At 71.5% G+C, this 21961-nt stretch carries 14 protein-coding genes; 2 read left to right on the top strand and 12 right to left on the bottom strand.

The genetic code is table 11. From position 1 onward, the window contains the following. Positions 1–17 precede the first annotated feature (17 nt). The 5 genes from ACIBBF_RS16350 to ACIBBF_RS16330 all read right to left on the bottom strand — a co-directional run bounded on the left by ACIBBF_RS16350 (position 18) and on the right by ACIBBF_RS16330 (position 8580). Positions 18–3500, bottom strand: coding sequence for a ThuA domain-containing protein (locus ACIBBF_RS16350; RefSeq protein ID WP_397415173.1), 3483 nt, complete (start codon positions 3498–3500; stop codon positions 18–20). A 180-nt stretch (positions 3501–3680) separates the two neighbouring features. Next, positions 3681–4859, bottom strand: coding sequence for a Gfo/Idh/MocA family protein (locus tag ACIBBF_RS16345; RefSeq protein WP_397415171.1), 1179 nt, complete (start codon positions 4857–4859; stop codon positions 3681–3683). A 75-nt stretch (positions 4860–4934) separates the two neighbouring features. After that, the gene (locus ACIBBF_RS16340; RefSeq protein WP_397415169.1) at positions 4935–5990 is read right to left on the bottom strand and encodes a substrate-binding domain-containing protein; all 1056 of its coding nucleotides are present in this window, start codon (positions 5988–5990) and stop codon (positions 4935–4937) included. 62 nt (positions 5991–6052) lie between these two features. Continuing rightward, complete coding sequence (locus tag ACIBBF_RS16335) at positions 6053–7012, bottom strand: ABC transporter permease (protein ID WP_397415205.1); 960 nt, start codon at positions 7010–7012, stop codon at positions 6053–6055. Positions 7013–7029: 17 nt separating this feature from the next. Then, on the bottom strand, positions 7030–8580 hold the full coding sequence (locus tag ACIBBF_RS16330; RefSeq protein ID WP_397415167.1) for a sugar ABC transporter ATP-binding protein: 1551 nt from the start codon (positions 8578–8580) through the stop codon (positions 7030–7032). A gap of 135 nt (positions 8581–8715) precedes the next feature. On the opposite strand from ACIBBF_RS16330, the gene ACIBBF_RS16325 reads away from it, so the two are divergent. After that, positions 8716–9837 (top strand): ROK family protein, encoded by a 1122-nt coding sequence (locus tag ACIBBF_RS16325; RefSeq protein ID WP_397415164.1) that lies wholly within the window; start codon positions 8716–8718, stop codon positions 9835–9837. 66 nt (positions 9838–9903) lie between these two features. Here the strand turns inward: ACIBBF_RS16325 and ACIBBF_RS16320 are convergent, their stop codons facing one another. Together ACIBBF_RS16320 and ligA are read right to left on the bottom strand one after the other, a co-directional pair. Continuing rightward, complete coding sequence (locus tag ACIBBF_RS16320; RefSeq protein WP_397415161.1) at positions 9904–12933, bottom strand: family 16 glycoside hydrolase; 3030 nt, start codon at positions 12931–12933, stop codon at positions 9904–9906. A gap of 164 nt (positions 12934–13097) precedes the next feature. After that, positions 13098–15623 (bottom strand): NAD-dependent DNA ligase LigA, encoded by a 2526-nt coding sequence (gene ligA / locus ACIBBF_RS16315; RefSeq protein ID WP_397415158.1) that lies wholly within the window; start codon positions 15621–15623, stop codon positions 13098–13100. Positions 15624–15781: 158 nt separating this feature from the next. On the opposite strand from ligA, the gene ACIBBF_RS16310 reads away from it, so the two are divergent. Further along, a complete protein-coding gene (locus ACIBBF_RS16310) occupies positions 15782–17299 on the top strand; it encodes a flavin-containing monooxygenase (RefSeq protein WP_397415156.1) in 1518 nt (505 codons plus the stop codon). Between the two features lie 104 nt (positions 17300–17403). Here the strand turns inward: ACIBBF_RS16310 and ACIBBF_RS16305 are convergent, their stop codons facing one another. From ACIBBF_RS16305 to ACIBBF_RS16285, 5 genes are all read right to left on the bottom strand, one after another. Next, positions 17404–18660: a cytochrome P450 gene (locus ACIBBF_RS16305; protein ID WP_397415154.1), complete on the bottom strand. Its 1257-nt coding sequence runs from the start codon at positions 18658–18660 to the stop codon at positions 17404–17406. Further along, positions 18657–19193: a GTP-binding protein gene (locus ACIBBF_RS16300; protein ID WP_397415203.1), complete on the bottom strand. Its 537-nt coding sequence runs from the start codon at positions 19191–19193 to the stop codon at positions 18657–18659. The genes ACIBBF_RS16305 and ACIBBF_RS16300 overlap by 4 nt, the downstream gene beginning before the upstream one ends. A 55-nt stretch (positions 19194–19248) precedes the next feature. Then, complete coding sequence (locus ACIBBF_RS16295) at positions 19249–19602, bottom strand: DUF742 domain-containing protein (RefSeq protein ID WP_119142763.1); 354 nt, start codon at positions 19600–19602, stop codon at positions 19249–19251. Between the two features lie 119 nt (positions 19603–19721). Further along, positions 19722–20135 (bottom strand): roadblock/LC7 domain-containing protein, encoded by a 414-nt coding sequence (locus tag ACIBBF_RS16290; protein WP_220454811.1) that lies wholly within the window; start codon positions 20133–20135, stop codon positions 19722–19724. After that, complete coding sequence (locus ACIBBF_RS16285; protein WP_397415152.1) at positions 20132–21805, bottom strand: ATP-binding protein; 1674 nt, start codon at positions 21803–21805, stop codon at positions 20132–20134. Before ACIBBF_RS16285 ends, ACIBBF_RS16290 begins: the two co-directional genes overlap by 4 nt. Between the last annotated feature and the right edge of the window lie 156 nt (positions 21806–21961).

Here is a 21961-nt window from a genome sequence, read left to right as displayed (position 1 = left end):
ACCCCGCACCACGCGTATCAGGTGCAGTCGGGCTCGTCGAGCGTCACGACGAGCCGTGCCTCGTCCCGCGGCCCGTCGGTCCAGTCCCCGCGCAGCACCAGCTCGGTCCCGCGCTCGGCGCGCGCGGTCACCAGGTAGCGGCCCGGGTCCAGGTCGTTCGAGCTCGCGACCGGGCGGCCTGCCTTCCTCCCGTCCCATGTGGTGATCCGGTAGGACCGCACGCCCTCGACGGCGCGCGGCACGATCGCCCCGCCCGCGTCGCAGGTGGGCTGCACGACGTCGACGGCGGGCGACGACGGGAGGTACGCGACCCCGTCGCCCACGAAGTCGAGCCAGTTGACGTTCGACTGGCCGGCCGTCTGCACGAAGTAGAGCGTGCCGGTGCCGGCCGGGACGTCGTGCAGCGTCGCGGTGACGTCGGTGTAGACCTGCCAGTCACCGGTGGCCGGGACGGACACGCTGCCGATCTCCGGCCCGTCCGGTGCGTTCCACCGCACCGAGATCGGTCCGCCGCCGCTCGGCGAGGCCGCGCGCAGCGTGACCGCGTCGATGTTCGTCAGCGAGATCGGTGCGTACGCCCACCAGTCGTCGGGCTCGATGTACCCGATGTTCTGGCCGCCGCCCGCGCTGTCGCCCGTGCCCTCGCGCTGCACGCCGGGGTCACCGCTGCTCGTCGAGCCGGGCAGCCGGCCGGTGTCGGTGAAGTACTCGGCCTGGAGGCGCTTGGGCTGCAGCACCTGGAGGTCGTTGGCGGTCAGCGGGACGCCCACCTCGCCGCCGTCGTCGGTGTAGGTGGCCTCCAGCGTCCAGAACATGTTCGCGTCGGCGCCGTGCCCGTCGTCCGCCGCGGTCTGCAGCACGCCGGTGCAGCCGGTGAGCTCCTCGATGGGGTGCGAGTGCGAGTCGTGGCCCAGCGAGGTGTACAGGGTGACGTCGGCGCAGTCCACGGTGCCGTCGGGGTCGTCGACGTCGACCTCGTAGCGCACCCGGTCGCCCCAGGCGAAGAGCCCGCCGTCGTCCGGGACGGTGAGGGTGACCGTCGGCGCGTCGTTGCCGACCACGACGTTCACGTTCGCGACGCCGGTCGCACCGCTCGCGTCCGTCGCCGTGAGCTGCGCGGTGTAGGAGCCGTTCTCGGTGTAGGTGTGGGCCGGGTCCGCCTCGTCGGACGTGGTGCCGTCCCCGAAGTCCCAGTGCAGCGTGATCGGCTCGCCGGCCGGGTGCCGCGTGCCGTCGGAGGAGAACTGCACGGCGAGCGGCGCGTGGCCGTCCGTGACGTCGGCGGACGCCTGCGCGATCGGCGTGCGGTCGCCCTGGGTGTAGGCCACCCGGTAGACGCCGCTGGTGTCGTTGTTGCCGCCGAAGCCGCTGCCCCAGTCGATCACGTAGAGGGCGCCGTCCGGGCCGAAGTCCATGTCCATGGCCCGGTCGAAGCCCGCCGCGGGGTCCAGGAGCCCGGGCAGCACGCGGTTGATGTCGACGAGGTCGTCGCGCTGCTCGCCCGTGAGCTGGAGCGAGTAGACCTTGCCCTGGTTCCACTCCCCCAGGAACGCCTTGCCGTCCCAGTAGGCGGGCCACTTGACGTCGGAGTCGAGCTCGGGGTCGAACTCGTAGACCGGGCCGCCCATCGGCGCGCCGCCGCCCCCGATCTCGGGGAAGTCCGGGTTGCCGCCGTAGCCGTACCAGATCTCGGCCTCCTGGGCGGGCGGGAGCTGGGCGAGCCCGGTGTTGTTCGGCGAGTCGTTGACGACGCCGCCCGCGCAGTCGAACGCCGCGCCGGACGTGCCGGTGGCGAAGTCGTAGTCGACGTACGGCGTGCTCGCGCCCGTGCAGTACGGCCAGCCGTAGAAGCCCGGGTCGCTCACCACGTTCCACTCCACGACGCCGGCCGGGCCGCGGGCCGGGTCGGCGGTCCCGGCGTCGGGACCGTAGTCGGCGACGAGCACGTTGTCGGTCTCCGGGTCGATGCCGATGCGGAAGGGGTTGCGGAAGCCCATCGCGAAGATCTCGGGCCGGGTCTGCGCGGTACCGGGGGCGAACATGTTGCCCTCGGGGATCGTGTACGTACCGTCCGGCTCCGGGTGGATGCGCAGCACCTTGCCGCGCAGGTCGTTGGTGTTGGCGGCCGTGCGCTGCGCGTCGAAGGCCTCCCGCCCGGACCGCTCGTCGATGGGGGCGAACCCGCTCGACTCGAACGGGTCGGTGTTGTCGCCCGTGACCAGCACCAGGTTGCCCGCGGAGTCGAACTGCATGTCGCCGCCCGCGTGGCAGCACCGGTCACGCTGCGTGGTCACCTTCAGGACGGCGATCTCGCTGGCGGGGTCGATGGTGCCCGTGGCCGGGTCGTAGGTGAACCGCGAGACCCGGTTGTGCGGGCCGTCGCCGCCCACGTCCTCGGGCGACCAGTACAGGTAGACCCAGTGGTTGGTGGCGAAACCGGGGTCGAGCACGATGCCGGTCAGGCCGTCCTCGTTCGCGAGCGTCACGTCCAGGGTCACGGCGGTGGTCGTCAGGTCGGTCTCCGGCGAGATCACCTGCACCCGGCCGTCGCGCTCGACGTAGAAAACGGTTCCGTCCGGAGCGACGTCGAGCATCATCGGGTTGGCCGTGTTCTCGTCCAGCGGCACCGTCTCGTAGCTCGAGTCCTGCGTGGCGTTGCAGTCCGAGTCGACGACGCCCGCCGCGGTCTGGATGCCGCCCAGCAGGTGCTGCAGGAAGGCCGGCTCCGCGTACGACTCGTTGGTGTGCCCGCCGCCCGTGTACCAGGACCGGCCGCCGTCGTAGGTCTGGCACCAGGCCGTCGGGTGGTCGGCACCCATCGCGCCGCCGCCGGGGTCGTAGCTGTCCTCGTCGAGGCTGGCCAGGACGTGCACGTCACCGCGCGGGTTGGACCGGAAGTTGTACCACTCGTCGTACCGGTCCCACCGGTCGGGCAGGTGCGCCGTGGACGCGTGGGCGTGGTCCTCCACGTCGATCGTCGCGTCCTGGTTGGCGGGATGGCTGTTGAAGTAGGCACCCACGAGCTCGCCGTACCAGGGCCAGTCGTACTCCGTGTCGGACGCCGCGTGGATACCCGCGTAGCCGCCGCCACCCTGGATGTACCGCTCGAACGCTGCCTGCTGGTCACCGTTGAGCACGTCGCCCGTCGTGGACAGGAAGACGACCACCTCGTAGCCGGCCAGGCCCTCGTCGGAGAAGACGCTCGCGTCCTCCGTGGCGGTGACGGTGAAGTCGTTGGCGGCGCCGAGCTGGGTGATCGCCTCGATGCCGGCCGGGATGGAGCCGTGCCGGAAGCCCGCGGTCTTGGAGAAGACCAGGGCGTCGAAGGGTTCCGCCACCTCGTCGGCGACCGCGTCGGCAGGTGCGGCGGCGACCTCGGCCGGGACGGCCCGGGACGTGGTGGGTGGTGCGGCGGCCGCGGCCAGAGCGGCCGGGACGCCGAGCGCGGTCACGGCGGCTGCCGCGACCGCGGACCGCAGGATGCGGCGGGTTCGTTGCACGTTTCTCACCTATGGCTCCTCATCGAGTCGGGTCAGTACTAGTGCGGTGCGGTACTTCTCGTGCGGTCGTTCTCGTGCGGTACTGCCGGGGACCGGGAGGCCGGCCCGGACACGTGGCCCGGGCCGGTCCCGCTCCGCCCGCGGGCGCCCGGCCTACCCCGGCCGGGCGCCCGCCACAGCTCAGACCAGGGACACCCAACCCCCTCCGCCGGCCGCGCTGCGCTCCACGGCGTCCAGCACCCGCTGGACCCCGAGCCCGTCGGCGAACGACGGCGTCGGCTGCTTGCCCGCGGCCAGGTCGCCGATCAGGTCGACGACCTGGTGCGTGAACGCGTGCTCGTACCCGAGCCCGTGCCCCGGCGGCCACCACGCCCCGCCGTAGGGGTGCTCCGGCTCGGTGACCACGATCCGCCGGAACCCCGCCGTCGCCGCCTCGTCGGTGGCGTCGAAGAAGTGCAGCAGGTTCATGTCCTCGAAGTCGAAGGCCAGCGAGCCCTCCGAGCCGTTGACCTCCAGCCGGATCGCGTTCTTGCGGCCCCAGGCGAACCGGGTCGCCTCGAAGGTCGCCAGCCCGCCGCCGGACAGCCGGCCGAGGAACACCGCGGCGTCGTCCACGGTGACCTTGCCGGTGCGGCCGGTGTCGGCCACCCCCGACAGGCCGGACGACGCCGCGGCCTCCGGACGCTCGTGCACGAACGTCTCCAGCAGCCCGCTCACGCCCGTGAGCGACTCGCCGGTGATGTACTGCGCGAGGTCCACCACGTGGGCGCCGATGTCGCCCAGCGCACCGGAACCCGCCTTCTGCTTGTCGAGCCGCCACGACATCGGCGCCTGCGGGTCGGCGATCCAGTCCTGCAGGTACTGCGCGCGCACGTGCCGCACCTGACCGATCCGCCCCTGCTCGACGAGCTGCCGGGCCAGCGCGATGGCGGGCACGCGCCGGTAGGTGAACCCCACCATCGCGCGCACGCCCCGCTCGGCGGCGGCCTCCGCGGCCGCCACCATCGTCTCCGCCTCGGCCACGCTGTTGGCCAGCGGCTTCTCGCACAGCACGTGCTTGCCCGCCTCCAGTGCGGCCACCGCGATCTCCGCGTGCGTGTCGCCCGGCGTGCACACGTCGACCAGTCCGATGTCGTCCCGGGTCAGCAGGCCCTGCCAGCCGACCACGGCCTCGTCCCAGCCCAGCCGGCCGGCCGCCGCACGGACCGCGGCCTCGTCCCGGCCCGCCACCGCGCGCATGCGCGGCGCCAGGGCCAGGTCGAAGAACCGCGGCGCCGTGCGCCAGGCCTGCGAGTGTGCCGCCCCCATGAACGCGTAGCCGACCATGCCGACGCCGAGCTCGTTCTTCTCACTGCTCATACCGCGCCTCCCCCCACTGTTGTCCCACTGTCGTGCAGCACGCCCGGACGGGCGTCGTCCCGATGAGTCACAGCGTCAGGAGTCGAAGCCGATGGGCAGGTACTCCTCGACGTTGTCCGCCGTGACGACGGGCGCGAAGAGCTGGACGGTGCGCGGCACGCCGATCGAGGCGAGGTCGCTCACGTTCTTGTTCTGGGCGATCAGGCGGGCGAGCTTGACGCCGTCGGCCGCCTGCGTGGACGGGTAGATGACGGTCGCCTTGACGACGCTCTCCGGGTCCTGGATCTTCTCCATCATGTTGTTGGACCCGGCACCGCCGACCAGGAAGAACTCGTCGCGGCCGGCGTTCTCGATGGCCGCCAGCACGCCGATGCCCTGGTCGTCGTCGTGGTTCCAGATGGCGTCGATCTGCGGCTCGGCGGACAGCAGGTTCGCCGTCTGCTCCTCGCCGGACTCGACCGTGAACTCGGCCGCGACGCGGGCGTCGACGTCGAGCCCGCAGTCCTCGAGGGCGTCCGCGAAGCCCTGGCTGCGGTCCTGGGTCAGCGGCAGCGAGTCGATGCCCGCGATCTCGGCGACGACGGCGTCCGGGTTGTCGCCGAGCTGCTCGCAGATGTAGGTGCCGGCGCTCACGCCCATGCCGTAGTTGTCGCCCAGCACCGTGGCGCGGGCGGCGAACGGGCTGGTGAACTCGCGGTCCACGTTGATGACCGGGATGCCGGCCTCCATGGCCTCCAGCGCGACGTCGGTCAGCGCGGCGCCGTCGAACGGGAGCAGCACGATGGCGTCGACGCCGTCGTTGATGAAGCCCTCGATCTGACTGATCTGGACGTTCACGTCGTTGGTGCCCTCGGCGACCCGGAGGTCGACGTCCTCGTACTTCTCCGCCTCGGCGCGGGCCGCGGTGGTGATGGCACCCATCCAGCCGTGGTCGGCGGCGGGGGCGGAGAACCCGATGACGACCTCGTCGCCGGGCTCGTCGTTCTCGGTGACGGCGACCGGACCGGTCGCGGCGTCCTCCTCGGTCTCGCGGGGCTCGTTGCTCACGCAGCCCGCCAGGAGCAGTGCGGCGCAGGCCGTGGCGGCCACGGCGCCGGCGACGCGGCGCGGACGGACGATGGACGAGGACATGGTGATCTCCCTTGATCCTGGGTGGAACTGCTGGGTTGTCTCGGACGGGGTGTCGCGCAGGGTCACGTGCTCGTCACCTTCTCGCGCGACGCGAACCACTGCTGCAGCAGCACGGCGCCCACGATGATCGCGCCCTTGGCGATCGCCTGGACCGAGCTGTCGAGGTTGTTGAGGACGAAGACGTTGGTGAGCGTCGAGAAGATGAGGACGCCCAGGACGGTGCCCATGATGGTGCCGCGGCCGCCGGCCAGGAGCGTGCCGCCGACGACGACCGCCGCGATGACGTCCAGCTCCAGCAGCGTGCCGTGCGTCGAGGAGCCGGCGGTGGTCCGGGCCAGGAGGATCACCGCGCCGATGCCCGCGGTCAGGCCGGCGAGCCCGTAGAGGTACAGGGTGTGCCGCTTGATCTTGATGCCGGCCAGGCGCGACGCCTCCGGGTTGCCGCCCACGGCGACGGTGCGGCGGCCGAACGTGGTGCGGTTCAGCAGGAACCAGCCGGCGGCGGCGACCACGACGAAGATCCACACGATCGTGGGCACGCCGAGCGGCCGCGACTGGAAGACGTCGAGGAACGGGTCCACGTACTGGATGACCTGGGTCCGGCGCCCGGCGATGATCTCCGCGAGCCCGCGGGCGGCGGCCAGCATCGCCAGCGTCGCCATGAACGCAGGCATCTTGCCGTAGGCCACCAGCAGGCCGTTGATCAGGCCGGCCACCAGACCGACGGCCAGCGCCGTCACCGGGACGACCCACCACCCGTAGTCCTCCGCCATGTACTGGGTCGACAGCGTCGAGGCCCAGACGGAGGCCAGCCCGACGACGGCGCCGACCGACAGGTCGATGCCACCGGAGGTGATGACGAACGTCATGCCGATGCTCACCACACCGGTCACCGCCGCGAGGCTCAGGACGGTGATGAGGTTGCCGGTGCTCCAGAACCGCTCACCACCGGTCGCGATGCCCACGACCACGAGCAGGACCAGGGCGAGCACGAGGCCGCCCATCCGCAGGGCCGGACCCATGAGGGCCGATCGTTGGCTCACGCCACACTTCCTTCCATGACCAGGTCGAGCACGGCGTGCTCGTCGATTTCGTGGGCCGGGCTCTCGTGCACGGCCTGGCCGTCGGAGATGACCAGTACCCGGTCCGCCAGGCCGAGCACCTCGGGGATCTCGCTGGACACGACGATCACGGCGGCACCGTCGTCGGCCAGGCGGCGGATCAGGGTGTAGATCTCGGCACGCGCGCCGACGTCGACGCCGCGCGTGGGCTCGTCGAGCAGGAGCACGCGGCAGCCGTGCACGAGCCAGCGGGCCAGCAGCGCCTTCTGCTGGTTGCCGCCGGACAGCGTGCGGGCGTTGCGGTCCACGGACGCGGGTCGCAGGTCGAGGGCCTCGACCTGCTCCCGCGCCGCGGCGCGCTCGGCGCCCTCGTCGAGCAGACCTCCGCGGGCGATGCGCGCGAAGGTGGACAGGGTGATGTTGCGGTAGACGGGCTCGTCCAGGAGCAGGCCCTGGCTCTTGCGCTCCTCGGGGCACAGGCCGATGCCCGCGGCCACGGCGGAGTCCACCCCGCCGCGCAGGCGCTTGCCGCCCACGCGCACGGTGCCCGACGTCGCCCGGCGGGCGCCGTAGATCGTCTCCAGGATCTCGGACCGGCCCGATCCCACCAGACCCGCCAGACCGACGATCTCGCCGGCGCGAACGGTGAGGGACACGTCGGAGAAGACGGCGCCGAGCGCGAGTCCCTCGACCTCGAGCACCGGCTCGGCGTCCTGCGGGACGCCCGGGCGCTCGGGGAACGCGTACTCGACCGAGCGGCCCGTCATGAGCTTGATCAGGTCGTCGGTCGGGGTGTCCGCCACCACCAGGCTCTCCGCGACGGTGCGACCGTCCTTGAGCACGGTGATCCGGTCGCCGAGCTGACGGATCTCCTCCAGCCGGTGCGAGATGTAGACGACGGCCACACCGTCGGCCGTGAGCTCACGGACGATGCGGTGGAGGTTGCCGACCTCCTCGGAGTCCAGCACCGCGGACGGCTCGTCCATGATGACCACGCGCGCGTCGCGCGACAGCGCCCGGGCGAGCTGCACGATCTGCTTGCCCGCGGCGGGCAGGCTGCCCACCTCGCGGTTCGGCGAGATCTCGTGGTGGCCGAGCCGGTCGAGAAGCTTGCGGGTGTTCCGGGCCGCCTCGGACCGGCGCGTGACGCCGCCGCTCGCGAGCTCGTGCCCGAGATAGATGTTCTCGGCGACGGTCAGGCCGTCGACGACGTCCAGCTCCTGGTAGATCGTCGCGATGCCGAGCCGGAGGGCCGCGACGGGGTCGGAGATCGTGACGGGGGTCCCGTCGAGCAGGATCTCGCCCGCCGTCGGCTGGTGGGCACCGGCCAGGGTCTTGATCAGGGTGGACTTGCCCGCCCCGTTCTGGCCCAGCAGGCAGTGCACCTCGCCGGGGCGGACCTCCAGGTCCACGCCGTCGAGCGCCCGCGCGCCGGGGAAGTGCTTCACGATGCCACGCATCTGCAGCAGGGGCTGCCGTGCCGTCTGAGGTGCCGGCTGCTCTGTCGGTTGGGGGTCTGCGTCGACCATGTATCGAACGTAGAGGGACTTTTGCCGACCGTCAAGCAAAAGTCGCGACTTCGTTGGCCATGATTCACTAGAGGCATGGTGGAAGTGGCACGGGACGTGGTTCAGCAAGCACCGAAGGTCTCTGGAGCGGGTGACATGTTCCAGCTTCTGCGTGACGGGCGGCCCCGCACGCGGGCTGACCTGGCCGCCGTCACGGGACAGGCCCGGTCGACGGTGGCGGCGCGCATCGACCTGCTCATGGCGGCGGGCCTCATCGCCCCGGCGGGCGAGGCGACGTCGACCGGCGGACGCCCGCCCGCGACCTTCGCGTTCGCGCCGTCCGCGCAGGTGGTGCTGGGTGTGGACCTCGGCGCGACGCACGCCCGGCTGGCCGTCACCGACCTCGCCTCCACCGTGCTCGCGCACCGCGAGATGCCCCTGCTGATCACCGACGGGCCCGGACCGGTGCTCGACCGCGTGGCCGAGGCCGGCACGGAGCTGCTGCGCGAGGCCGGACGGTCGGCCGGCGAGCTCGCCGGTGTCGGCGTGGGCCTGCCCGGGCCGGTGGAGCACGCGACCGGCCGGCCCAACAACCCGCCGATCATGCCCGGCTGGGACGACGCCGACGTCCCCGCGATCCTGGGGGCTCGGTTCGACGCGCCGGTGCTCGTCGACAACGACGTGAACATCATGGCCCTCGGTGAGCACCGGGCCGCCTGGCCCGACGTCGCCGACCTGCTGTTCGTCAAGGTCGCCACCGGCATCGGCGCCGGGATCATCGCCGACGGCGCGCTGCGGCGCGGGGCGCAGGGCTCCGCGGGCGACATCGGGCACGTCGCGGTGCCCGGCGTCACCGACGTGGTGTGCCGCTGCGGCAACGTCGGGTGCCTGGAGGCCATCGCGAGCGGGCTGGCCGTCGCGAACCGGCTGGAGGGCGCCACCACCCCCGCCGACGTCGTGGCCATGGTGCGCGCCGGCGACGTCGCCGCGAGCCAGGCCGTGCGCCAGGCGGGCCGGGACATCGGCGCCGTGCTCGCCACGAGCGTCAGCCTGCTCAACCCGTCGATGATCGTCATCGGCGGCATCCTCGCCGACGCCGGCGAGCACATCGTGGCCGGCATCCGCGAGGTGGTCTACCAGCGCTCCCTGCCCCTGGCGACGCAGCACCTGCGCATCGTGACCGCCCGCACCGGCACGCAGGCCGGCGTCCTGGGCGCGAGCGCCATGGCGGTGGACCAGGCCCTCTCCGCCGAGGCGGTGGACCGCCTGGTCGCCTGACCCACCCCGCGCACGCGACAGACGCTCAGGTCACCCGCGTGACCTGAGCGTCTGCCGTGCGGGGACCTAGCTCAGGTCCTTGACCCGGACGTCGCGGTAGCTGACCGCCTCGCCCTGACCGTGGTTCTGGAGCCCGATGAACCCCTGGCTGAGGTCACGCGCGGGGTCGGTGCTGACGAAGTCGTTCACCAGCTCGCCGTTGAGGAAGACCTTGATCGTCTGCCCCTGGACGCGGATCTCGTACGAGTTCCAGGACCCGACCGGCTTCAGCGCCCGCTCCACGACCTCCGGGTCCGCGCCCTGGAAGGTGTAGATCGCACCCGTGGTGCGGTCCGGCAGGTCGGTGGCGTCGATCTGGATCTCGTACCCCTGGTTGACGGCGACCCACGGGTCGTTGCCCGGGTCCGGGAAGCCGACGAAGACACCACCGTTGTCGTCCTTCTTGAGCTTCCAGTCGAGCTTCAGGCTGTACTCGGTCAGCTCCGTGGAGTGCCAGAGCAGACCCATGCCACCGGCCCCGCGGATCGTGCAGTCGGCCTGGCGGCCGAACGAGCCCGGGCCGGCCATGTTCCAGCCGTCCAGCGAGGCCAGCGTGCCGTCGAACAGCGCGGTGTAGCCCCGCTCGTACCGCTTCGGCTCGCAGATGTCGGCCCCGCCGCCGACCTTGAGGAGGTCGAGGTTGACGTTGCCGTCGTCGTCCGCGTCGTACCGCAGGGTGATGGTGTTGACGCCCTTGCGCAGGTCGAGCGACCGGGTCGCCGTCGCCCAGGTCTTCCAGTCACCCGTGGACTCGAGCGCCCACGGCTCGACCTCCTCGCCGTTGACGAGCACCGACACCGTCTTGGTGCCCTGGAACGGGTTGGGCCCGTTGGAGTAGCGCAGGCTCACCGGCTGGGTGCCCGCGCGCTTGACGGTGGTGGTGAAGGTCGCCGAGGCGCCCACCTCGGTGAAGCCCGCCGCGAACCCGGAACCGGAGTAGCCGTTGTGCTCGTTGGCCACGTTCGCGCTGCCGCGGAGCGTCGCCTCCTCCGCCTCCTGGAAGCCGGCCGGGGCCTTGTACCCGGGGATCGCGTTGAGGGTGTACCAGGCCTCCGTGTTCCAGAGCTCCCGGCCCTCGGTGTCCGCGAACGGGCGCGGGCTGCGCAGGTGCACCACGTAGCCGGGCTGGCGCCCGTCCACGGTGAGCGTGACCTTCGTGCGGTCCCGGGAGACCGTGGCACCCGAGACGAAGAGCTGCTGCTCGTCGACCTTCGGGCCGCCGTAGGCGCGCGTGGGCACGTAACGCCAGTGGTCCAGCCGGAACGCCGCGTTCGGGTTCTCGGCGATCTTGTCCACCGTCTCCTGCGACAGCGGCTGCGTGTACTCGACCTCGAAGCCCTTCTTCGTGACCCGCATCTCGGTCATGTCGAATGCGTCCTCGCCGTTGGGCGTGAGCTTCTGCAGGCCGTAGCGCAGCTTGCCGGGCTCGCTCCAGTTGCCGCCCTCGCCGATGCCGCCCACGTACAGGGCGCCGTCGGGGCCGACGACGGTGCGGTTCACGCCCGCCTCCAGACCGGCCGAGTGGCGGAAGACGGCGCCCTGGTACTCGCCGTCGACCTTCTCGAGGAAGCCGCGCTGCAGACCGCCGTAGGTGACGTCGCCGAACACGAGCTGGCCCGCGTACGGGCCCTCCTCGAGTTGCACCGGGGCACTCGGCGAGTTGCCGATCTCGTTCTGCGGCACCCAGAGCGCCGGGGCGGAGACGGGCTGGTCGTCGTACGGGCCGGCCGGGTTGGTGAAGTGGTTGAAGAACTTGCCCTGCTCGATGTGCACGAGCTTGGAGCTGGGCAGCCACGCGCCCTGGTTGTCCATCACGAACAGCTCGCCGTCGGGGCCCTTGACCATGCCGTTCGGCGTGCGCAGGCCGCCGGCCACGTACTCGACCTCGCCGGTGCGGCGGTCGATCCGGATGGCCGTGCCCCGGTTCTCGGCCGGCTGCGGGTCCGTGGTGGCACCACCGTTGTTGATGGCGACCGACAGGTTCACGTAGAAGTACTTCCGGTCGTGCAGCAGACCGAACGCGAACTCGTGGAAGTTGCCGCCGAAGGGCCACTGCGCCACCGTGCGGTGGTTGTCGTAGAAGCCGTCGCCGTCCGGGTCGGTGAGCTCGGTGAGCCCGTCCCGCTCGGACACGTAGATCGAGTCGCCGATGACGGCCACGCCCATCGGGTTGAACAGGTCGGTGGCGACCTTCTCGTAGGTGACCTGGTCCTTGGACGTCTCGCCGGTCACGTTGTCGAGCAGGAACACCTCACCCGGCTCAGGGTTCTCGACCCAGCCGCCCGGACTCACCGAACCGGAGGTGACCACGGCAAGACGGTCGTCGTCGGTCCAGTCGAGCGCGGCGACCATGGGCTCGAACCCGTCGGGGCGCAGGTCGGTGAGCGTGTAGCCCGGGTAGACCGAGTCGAGGCGCATGCCGTCGCCGGCGCTGTCGTCCTGACCTTCGCAGTACTTGGTGCCCGGCGCGGTCACGCGCACGACGCCGGCCTCGGTGCTCAGAACGCTGGACGGCACGACGACGAAGTCGCTGGTACCCGGCGTCCGCCACTCGAGCTTGAGGATGTTGTCGTTGGTGTTGTCGAAGTACTCGACGCGCAGGTCGTGGTACCCCGCGTCGAGCGCGACGGTGCCCTCCTTGGACGTCGCCTCGTGCAGGCCGTCGTGGTCGATGACCACCGCGTCGTCGATGACCAGGCGTGAGCCGTCGTCGCTGGTGAGCCGGAACTCGTAGTTGCCGGCGGCCGGGACGTCCAGGTTGGCCAGCGCGTGCGCGATGAAGCGCTCGCCCATCCCGAAGTCTGCCTCGGTCGAGTAGTCGATGGTGGGCTTGAGCTGGTCGACGTTCGGTGTCTGACCCGAGCGGAGCGTGCACAGCTCGCTCAGGTCGCGCGCCAGGTCATAGGTCCGCAGCGTCACCCCCGGCTCCTGCGGCGGCAGGTCGTCCGCCGCCGTCGCGGCGGGGACGGCTCCCGACAGCATCACCGCTGTCAGTGCGACGGCGGTCGCGCCTGCGGCCGCCTGTCGCGTGAGGGTCGTGGTTCCACGTTGTGGCATGAGGTCTCCTCGGTCGGCATTGACCTTGCGGCTAGCAACCTAAGGGGACTTTTGTCGCTCGTCAAGCAAAAGTTGTCAGATGCTCAGCGTTACACGGCAGCAGATCGGCGCCCGGTCCGAGGGGACCTGGGCGCCGAACGTGGTGTCCGTGACGTGCTTCGGGCCTACTCCGCGGTCTGCTCCGTGGTCTGCTCCGTGGCCTGCTCCGTGCTGCCTGCCAGCGCTGCCGGCCCGCCCTCCAGCAGCAGCTTGAAGCCGTCCTCGTCGAGGGTCGGGATCTCCAGGGCCTCGGCCTTGGCCGCCTTGGAGCCCGCGTTCTCCCCCAGCACCACGTAGTCGGTCTTCTTCGACACCGAGCCGGAGGCCTTGCCGCCGGCCGCGATGATGGCCTCCTTGGCGCCGTCGCGCGTGAAGTCCTCCAGCGACCCGGTCACCACGACGGTCAGGCCCGCCAGCGGCCCGCTCGGCTCGGTGTCGGCCTCGGCCATCGCCGCCGGCCCCGGGTGCCCCGGGGTGGCGAGCTGCACGCCGGCCGCGCGCCATGCGGCCAGGATGTCCTGGTGCCAGTCCACCGCGAGCCAGGCCTTGATCTCGGCGGCGATCACGGGACCGACGCCCTCGACGGCCGCCAGCTCCTCCTCCGAGGCCGCCTCGATCGCGTCCACCGACCCGAACCAGCCCGCGAGCGCCCGGGCCGCGACCGGTCCGACGTGCCGGATGTTCAGCGAGACGAGCATGCGCCACAGGTCCTTCGTCTTGGCGCGCTCCAGCTCGTCGAGCAGGGTCTCGGCAGTCTTGGCCGGTCCGTAGACGGGGTGGTCCTTGCGCACACCAGCGGCACGCCGTTCGGCAGGCGTCGCGTCCTCGTAACCCGGCGGATAGGTTCGACTGACCACCCTCTGGAACGGCCGGACTACCTTGGCCATCATCGTCGAGCCGTCTGACATGGTGACCTCGGCGGACTCACCTCTTCCGTCACCCGGCCGCGGCAGCCCGGTCTCCGGGTCGCGCACGACCACTCGGATAGGGGCCAGCTGCTTGACGGTCAGGTCGAAGAGTCCACTCTCCGTGCGCAGTGGCGGTTCCGCTGGCTCAAGCGGCTGGGTCAGCGCCGCCGCCGTCACCTCGCCGAGGGCCTCGATGTCGAGGCCACCGCGGGATCCGATGTGCTCGACCCGGCCGCGCACCTGCGCCGGGCAGGACCTCGCGTTCGGGCAGCGCAGGTCGACGTCGGCCTCCTTCATGGGGCGCAGCGGCGTGCCGCACTCCGGGCAGTTCGCCGGCATCACGAAGTCCTCGCGCGGGTAGCCGTCGTCGGCGAGGGCCGGCACGGGGCCGAGGATCTCGGGGATGACGTCGCCCGCCTTGCGGAGCACCACGACGTCGCCGATGCGCACGCCCTTGGCCCGCACCACGTCCTGGTTGTGCAGCGTGGCCTGGCGCACCGTGGAGCCCGCGACGAGCACCGGCTCCATCACGGCGTACGGGGTGGCGCGCCCGGTGCGGCCCACGCCGATCTGGATGGCGAGCAGCCGGGTGTTGACCTCCTCCGGCGGGTACTTGAACGCGATCGCCCAGCGCGGCGCGCGACTGGTCGACCCCAGGCGGCGCTGCTGCTCCAGGGCGTCGACCTTGAGGACGATCCCGTCGAGCTCGTGCTCGATGTCGTGCCGGTGCTCGCGGAAGTACTCGATCATCTCCAACGCGCCGTCCAGGCCGTCGACCACCCGGTTGTGCGGCGAGACGGGGATGCCCCACTGCTCGAACAAGGTGTACGCGTCGGACTGCCGGGCCAGCTCCTCGTGCTCCCCCGCCTGCCACTGCAGGGCGCCGACGCCGTGCGCGTACATGCGCAGGCCCTCCACGCGGGCGATGCCCGCCTCCAGCTCCAGCCCGTCCTTGTTCTCCAGGAGCTGGCGCAGCCCACCCGCCGCCGCGTTGCGCGGGTTGGCGAACTGGGGGAAGCGGCGCAGCGCGGCCACGCGGGCCCGCTCCACGTCGAACTCCTTGCCGGCCTGCCGCCCCGAACGCTCCCGCGCCTCCTCCACGGCACGCTCGCGCAGCTCGGCCTGCAGCTCGTTGAGCCGCGCGAAGGTCGCGACCGGGATGAACACCTCACCGCGGACCTCGACCAGGTCGGGGTGGCCCTCGCCGGACAGCCGCTGCGGGATCGCGGCGATCCGGAGGATGTTCCGCGTCACGTCCTCGCCCACCCGGCCGTCGCCCCGGGTGACGCCCCGTACCAGCCGCCCGTTCTCGTACACGAGCGAGATGGCCAGCCCGTCGATCTTCACCTCGCAGAGCAGGCCGGGATGCTCGGTACCGAGGTCTCGGTGCACCCGGTCCGCCCAGACCGCGAGCTCCTCGGTGCTGAACGCGTTGTCGAGCGAGAGCATCTGCTCGATGTGCTCCACGGTGGCGAACCCGGCCGCGGCCACGCCGCCGACGCTCTGCGTGGGCGACTCGGGGCTGGCCAGCGCGGGGTGGGCGGCCTCCAGCGCCTCCAGCTCGCGCATCCGCACGTCGTACTCCGCGTCGGACGACACAGGCGAGTCGTTCTCGTAGTACGCCCGCCGGTCCTCCTCGATCCGGGCCACCAGCTCAGCCCACCGACGCTGCACGGCGGCCTCGTCGCTCGTCGTGTCGCCGGTCCCCGGGATGCCTGTCGTCTCGCTCACAGACACAATCATGGACTGAACCACTGACATCCGGCCGGGCGGGCACCGAAGCCCGCGCCGAAAGCTCTGTCGACCTGGGTATTCGCATCACTACGGCCCCTGTCGCGCACGGTCCGGGTGCCGCTACCATTCGAGCAAAATGCCAGGAATCTACTGAGAGCAGGGGTCCCTTGAAGATTGCCGTCGTCGGTGCCGGTTTCGCAGGCCTGGCCACCGCGAAGATCCTCCGAGAGTTCGAGCACGACGTCACCGTCTTCGAGAAGGCGCCCGACGTCGGCGGCGTCTGGAGCGCGACGCGCCGTTACACCGGCCTGCGGACCCAGAACAACAAGGACTCGTACGCCTTCTCCGACCTGCCCATGCCGCGCGACTACCCCGAGTGGCCCACGGGCGAGCAGGTCCAGGCGTACCTCGAGCGGTACGTCTCCACGTTCGGGCTCCGCCCGAGCCTGCGCCTGGCCACCGAGGTGGTCCGCGCCGAGCTCACCGACGCCGAGGACGGCTGGATGGTGACCGCCCGGCGCATCGGCGCGCCGGTCTCGGCACCCGAGCGGTTCGACCACGTGGTCGTCGCCAACGGCATCTTCTCCGACCCGGTCTTCCCGCAGTACGAGGGCTACGCGGACCTCGTGCGGGCCGGCGGCAAGCTCGTCGCCTCCAGCCAGCTCAACACGCTGGACGAGGCCCGGGGCAAGAACGTCGTGGTTGTCGGGTACGGCAAGTCGGCGTGCGACGTCGCCGCCGAGATCGGCCCCGTCGCCGCCTCCACCACCGTCGTGGCGCGGCGGCTCCTGTGGAAGATGCCCAAGCGCGTGGCCAACTCGCTCAACATGAAGTACCTGCTGCTCTCCCGGTTCGGTGAGGCGTTGTTCCGCTACCAGGACCTGGACAACGGCATGGAGCGGTTCCTGCACGGTCCCGGCGACAAGGTGCGTGCCGGGATGCTGTCCAGCATCGGCTCCGTCGCGACCTGGCAGTTCAAGCTCAAGAAGCTCGGTCTCGTGCCGCGCGGCGAGTTCGCCGAGATCGCCAACAGCACCGTGTCGCTCTCCTCGGACGGCTTCTACGAGCAGGTCGCCAGTGGCGCCATCACCGTCCATCGGGACACCGAGATCCAGCGGTTCGAGGTCGACGGCGACCAGCCGGTGGCGGTGCTCAGCGACGGCGGGCGCATCCCCGCCGACCTCGTGGTCTGCGGCACGGGCTTCCACCAGCGCGTGCCCTTCCTGGACGACGCCGTGGCCGCCCGCCTCGTGGACGACAAGGGCAACTACCAGCTCTACCGCCAGATCCTGCCGGAGGGCGTGCCGAACCTGACCTTCGCCGGGTACAACTCGTCGCTGTTCTCCCCGCTGTCCGCCGAGGCGGGAGCGATCTGGATCGCCGCCTACCTCGCCGGCGTCATCGAGCTGCCGCCGATCGAGGAGCGGCGCAAGCACGTGGCCGAGCGCGTGGCCTGGATGGAGCAGCGCACGGGCGGCAAGCACGCCCGCGGCACCAACGTCATCCCGTTCTCGATGCACCAGATCGACGAGACGCTCGACGAGGCCGGCGTGAACATCAGCCAGCGGGCCCGCACCGTCCAGTGGCTCCTGCCCATCGACCCGTCGGTCTACCGCAACGTGGTGCCCCGCCTCAAGGAACGCATCGCGGCCCGCACCAAGGACCGCGTCGGCTCGGACGCCTGACGCACGGCGAGAGACCTGGTGTCTGCGGTGAGACCTGGTGGAGCAGCACCAGCTCTCACCGCAGACACCGCGTCTCGGCGATCACGGCCGGGAGGGCCGGCCCGTCAGCGTTCCGGTGGGGGGCCCGCGTCCGGCGGGGTGAAGCGGACCGGGAGGGTGCGCGGGTAGCGCGACCACGGCGACACGGACATCTGCAGCGACTCCGCCGGCACCCGCAGCTCCATGTCGAGGATGCGCCGCAGCAGGGTCTCCACGGCGATCCGGCCGATGAGCGGGCCGATCCGGTGCGCCGGGCAGGCGTGCGCGCCTGCGCCCCAGGTCAGGTGGAACCGGCTGCCCAGCTCCTCCCAGGGGTCGTCGGTGCGGATGGCCCGGTCCGCGTTCGCCGCGGCGACCGCGGGGACGAGGGCGTCCCCGTAGGCGATCCGGCGTCCGCCCAGCTCGCAGTCCTGCCGCGCGAACCGGGGCAGCACGTGCGGCGCCGGCGGGTGCCGTCGCGACACCTCGTCCAGCGCGTCGTCCAGGTCGAGCCGTCCCCGGCGCACGCGGGCCGCGAACGCGGGGTCGGTCAGGATCATGTGCAGGGTGCTCGCGATCCAGGCGATCTCGGCGTCGTGCCCCAGGCTGAACATCACGCCGATCGAGGCCATCACCTCGACGTCGTTCGCGTGGTTGGGGTGGTTCACCAGGGCGGTGGTCAGGTCCTCGCCCGGTTCGGCCCGGTGCGTCGCCACGAGCACCGCGAGCAGCGACTCCTGCTCCCTGGCCGCCGCACGGGCCTGCTCCGTGCCCGCGTACAGGGCCTCGGTGAGCTCGTGCATGCGGTTCCCGTCGGACAGGCTCATGCCGAACATCTCGGTCATGACCATGACGGGCACCGTGACGGCGTAGTCGGCGACGAGGTCCGCCTGGCCGCGCGGCATGATCCGGTCGATGATCGCCTCGCACGTCACCGCGACGGTACGGGCGAGGCGCTTCTCGTCGACGCCGCCGAGCGCGTCGTCGAGCGGCGCGCGCAGGCGGCGCTGCTGCATGCCGTCCAGGAAGTACGCGTTCTCCCGCGGCGCCAGCGCCGCGAACACGCCCGAGTCCTCCGGGAGGGAACGCTCCTGGACGTAGCGCCAGTTGCGGGAGTTGCGGGAGAACAGCAGCTCGTTGCGCATCACGCTGCTGGCCTCGTCGTACCCCAGCACGAGCCAGGCGGGCACACCGGGCTCCAGGTCCATCGGGGCGACGGGACCCCACTCCTCGCGCAGCCGCTCGTAGATCTTGTGCGGGTCGCGCGCGCTCGTGATGTCCGACAGCTGCATGCGGTCCGGGATGTCCTCCAGCCGCTGGTGCAGCCTGTTGGCCAACGTCACGCGTTGACCTTCTGGAAGACCGGGAAGGTCATCGCGTGCTCGACGAGGGTGATGAGGGTCAGCACCGCGGACTGGCGGTCGCGTGCGTCGCACTCCACGATGGGCGTCTCGGGCAGCAGGTCCAGCGCCGCCCGGACCCGTTCCAGCGGGTAGTGCGGCGAGTCCGGGAACTGGTTGACCACCACCGCGAACGGGATCTTGGTGCGCAGCTCGAGCTGGTCCAGCACCTCGAAGCTGTCCTCCAGGTGGCGGGTGTCGATCATGACGAGCGCGCCGACGGCGCCGTCCGCCAGACCGGCCCAGAGGTCCCAGAAACGGCGCTGGCCCGGGGTGCCGAACAGGTACAGGGCGATGTCGTCGGTCACGGTGATGCGACCGAAGTCCATCGCGACCGTCGTCGTCTCCTTGTTCGGCTGCCCCGGGTCGATGCCGACGCTCGCCGTGGTGATGCGCTCCTCGGTGCGCAACGGGTCGATCTCGCTGACCGCGCCGATCAGCGTCGTCTTGCCCACCCCGAAGGCACCCACGACCAGCACCTTGACCGACCGTGCGACGGTCGGCGCCAGGTGCTGTCCGGGCGCGGTGCGGTCAGAGCTTGCGGAGTCCATCGAGAATCTTCTCCAGGATGTCCTTGCCGGGCAGGACGTGCGCTTGATGGTTGGAACGGATGGTCAGGTTCCCCGAGTCGACCAGGTCCGAGACCATGACCGCCACGAGGCTCACGGGTAGCTGCAGGTATGCCGCCACCTCGGCGAGCGCGAGCGTGCCACGGCAGAGCTGGACGAGCTCGCGCTCCATCCGGCCCGCCGTCGAGAGCACTGGCCGGCTCTCGACGGCGCGCACGAGCGTCTCCGGTCGCAGCGTGTTGCGCGACGGGTGCGCCCGCCCCGAGGTGAGCACGTACGAGCGCACCGGGTGGTCGCGGTACTCCTCGGTGTCCATCCCCTCGCCCCCTGTCGGTCGGTCGGGTCCTGGTCGAGCTGTGGTGCCTGAACCTCCGGGCCCGGACGGGCCCGGTCACTGCTTTCCGCGGTACTTTCCGGACGGCGCCGGCGGGCCGGTCAGCCCGTGATCGGGTCGGTGCGCAGGGTGCGCTCCCCGATCTGCAGCACCTGGGCCTGCATCTGCTGGGCGATCAGCGCCGGGTCGATGACCGCCTCGGTCACGACCGCGAGGCGGGAACCGTCACCGGCCCCCCGCACGAACAGGAACCCGCCGTCGAACTCCACCATCACCTGGCGGATCGTGTCGCTGTTCCCGAACTCCCTGCTCATTCCGATACCCAGTGCCGCCAGTCCGGCGCACGCCGCCGCCACCTTGTCGGCCACGTCCAGCGGTGTCTGGTCCGTCCGGACCTTCATCAGCCCGTCCGAGGTGAGCACGACGACATGCCTCACCCCCCGTACACCACTGATGAGCTCGAGCATCCAGCTGTTGCCGTCGGTGCTCGTCATGCCGTCGGCCTGCGTAGTCATCGGTCCTCCGAAGGTCCGCCGGCACCGGCCGGCGGTTCGCTGCTGTCAGGTGAGTCCCCGAACCGAGCCTCGCTCGAGCTGAAGAAGGCGCCCATCCACTCGCCGGCTTCCTCGGCCGTCTGAGCAGCACCCGGAGCGCTGGTACGGGGCTCCGGGGCCGTGGTCCGTCCTTCGGGCGCGTCCGCCTCTCCTCGGCGCGAACGCCGCTGCGGGAGCGCGGACGGCTCGGGGAACTCGTCGTCCTCCGGGCGGGGCCGCCCAGGACGCAGGGGCAGCTCGCCAGGGGCCTGCACCGGGGCACCGGCCACGGGCGTCTCCTCCTCGTCGTCGACGGTCTCGCCGGGCGCGCTCAGCGGCTCGGCCAGGACCTCGGTCACAGGGTCGGGTGCCGCGGGGGCGGGCCACTCGTCGTCGTCCGCGGGCTTCGCGGTGGGCAGCTCGGGTGCGAGCGGTGCCTCGACGACGGCGGTGGCGCTGCGGCTGGACCCGAGCGCCGACACCCCGCTGGACGGCGTGGTGGCGCTCGGCAGGGTCGCTGCCGGCGTGAGCATCCCCGACGGCACCACTGCCTCGGTGAGCTCGGCCGGGATCATGACGATGGCGCGCAGACCGCCGTACACGGACTCGGTGACGTCGACGCGGAAGCCGTGCCGGCGTGCGTAGGTACCGACCACGGCCAGGCCCGTCTGCGGGATCTCGCCGAGCTCGGTGATGCTGATCTCGCGCTTGCCGGAGGCGATGTCGCGCGCCTGCTCGAGCTGCTTGAGGTCGAGGCCCACGCCGCAGTCGTCGATCTCGACGACGGCACCACGTTGCACCTGGCGCAGGGCCACGAGCACCTGGGTGGTGGGCGGGGAGGACTGGGTGGCGTTGGACAGCAGCTCGGCCACGAGGTGGATGAGCGGCTCCACGATCCGCGCGGAGACGGCGACCCCGGGGTCACCCGAGACCTCGACGCGGTGGAAGGCGGTGATCCGGCTGGCGGCGCCCTTGACGACGTCGGGCAGCGGGAGGGGCTCGCTCCACTGCTGACCGGGCCACTCGCCGCACAGGGCCGCGAGGCTCTGGGCCTGGCGGGCCTGCTGGGCGGCCGCGTGGTCGACGCGCATGGAGGTCTGCAGGATGTCCGGGTCGGTGGGGTGGCGCTGCACCATGCGCGCCGCCTCCTCCTGGATGCGGTGCGCGGCGGCCTGGACCTTGCGGCTCAGGGCGACCACGGCGACCTGGACGGCGTCGCGGCGGGCGACGCGCTCCTCCTGCACCCGGGCGAGCATGCTCGCGGCCTCGTCGAGGCGGGCCTGGGCGGCGGCGTCGCCGGGCAGGTGCGGCAGCGGCGGAGCGGGCTCGCTGTCGAGGAAGGCGGGCAGCTGCTCCTTCGCCAGGGCGTCGAGGGCGGCGGACGCCGCGGCGGCGCGCTCCTCGGCCCGGCGGTAGGCGAGGACCAGGTCCTCGTGCGAGGCCATGTCGTCCCGGGACGACCGCGCCGCGATGAGCGCGGCAGCCACGGCGAGACCGACGGCGGCGATGCCGACCAGCCATGCGGGCCACATCGACGAGGCCCCGGTGGCGGTGAACAAGACAGGTGCCACGAGTACGTAGGCAAGCACGCCGGCGACGCACACCCAGGGCGCGACCTGGCGCAGCCTGCTCGGCGGAGGAGAAGAAGACATCGAGCTCACCGAGCCGATCCCCCTAAGTTGTTGTCTCGTCAGAGTCTGGGAAGACTCGGCTGAAGAGGGCGAACAACCCCCTGGAGTGCAGTTTCTACCACAGAGCGTCCTGGCCGTGGAAGGGCGCGACTGTGGTGCGACAAGCGAAAATATCTG

The sequence above is a fragment of the Promicromonospora sp. NPDC050880 genome (assembly GCF_044456525.1).
GTDB lineage: Bacteria > Actinomycetota > Actinomycetes > Actinomycetales > Cellulomonadaceae > Promicromonospora.
The sequence above is the reverse complement of the archived record's forward strand: the minus strand, read 5'-3'. Positions and strand labels throughout refer to the sequence as shown.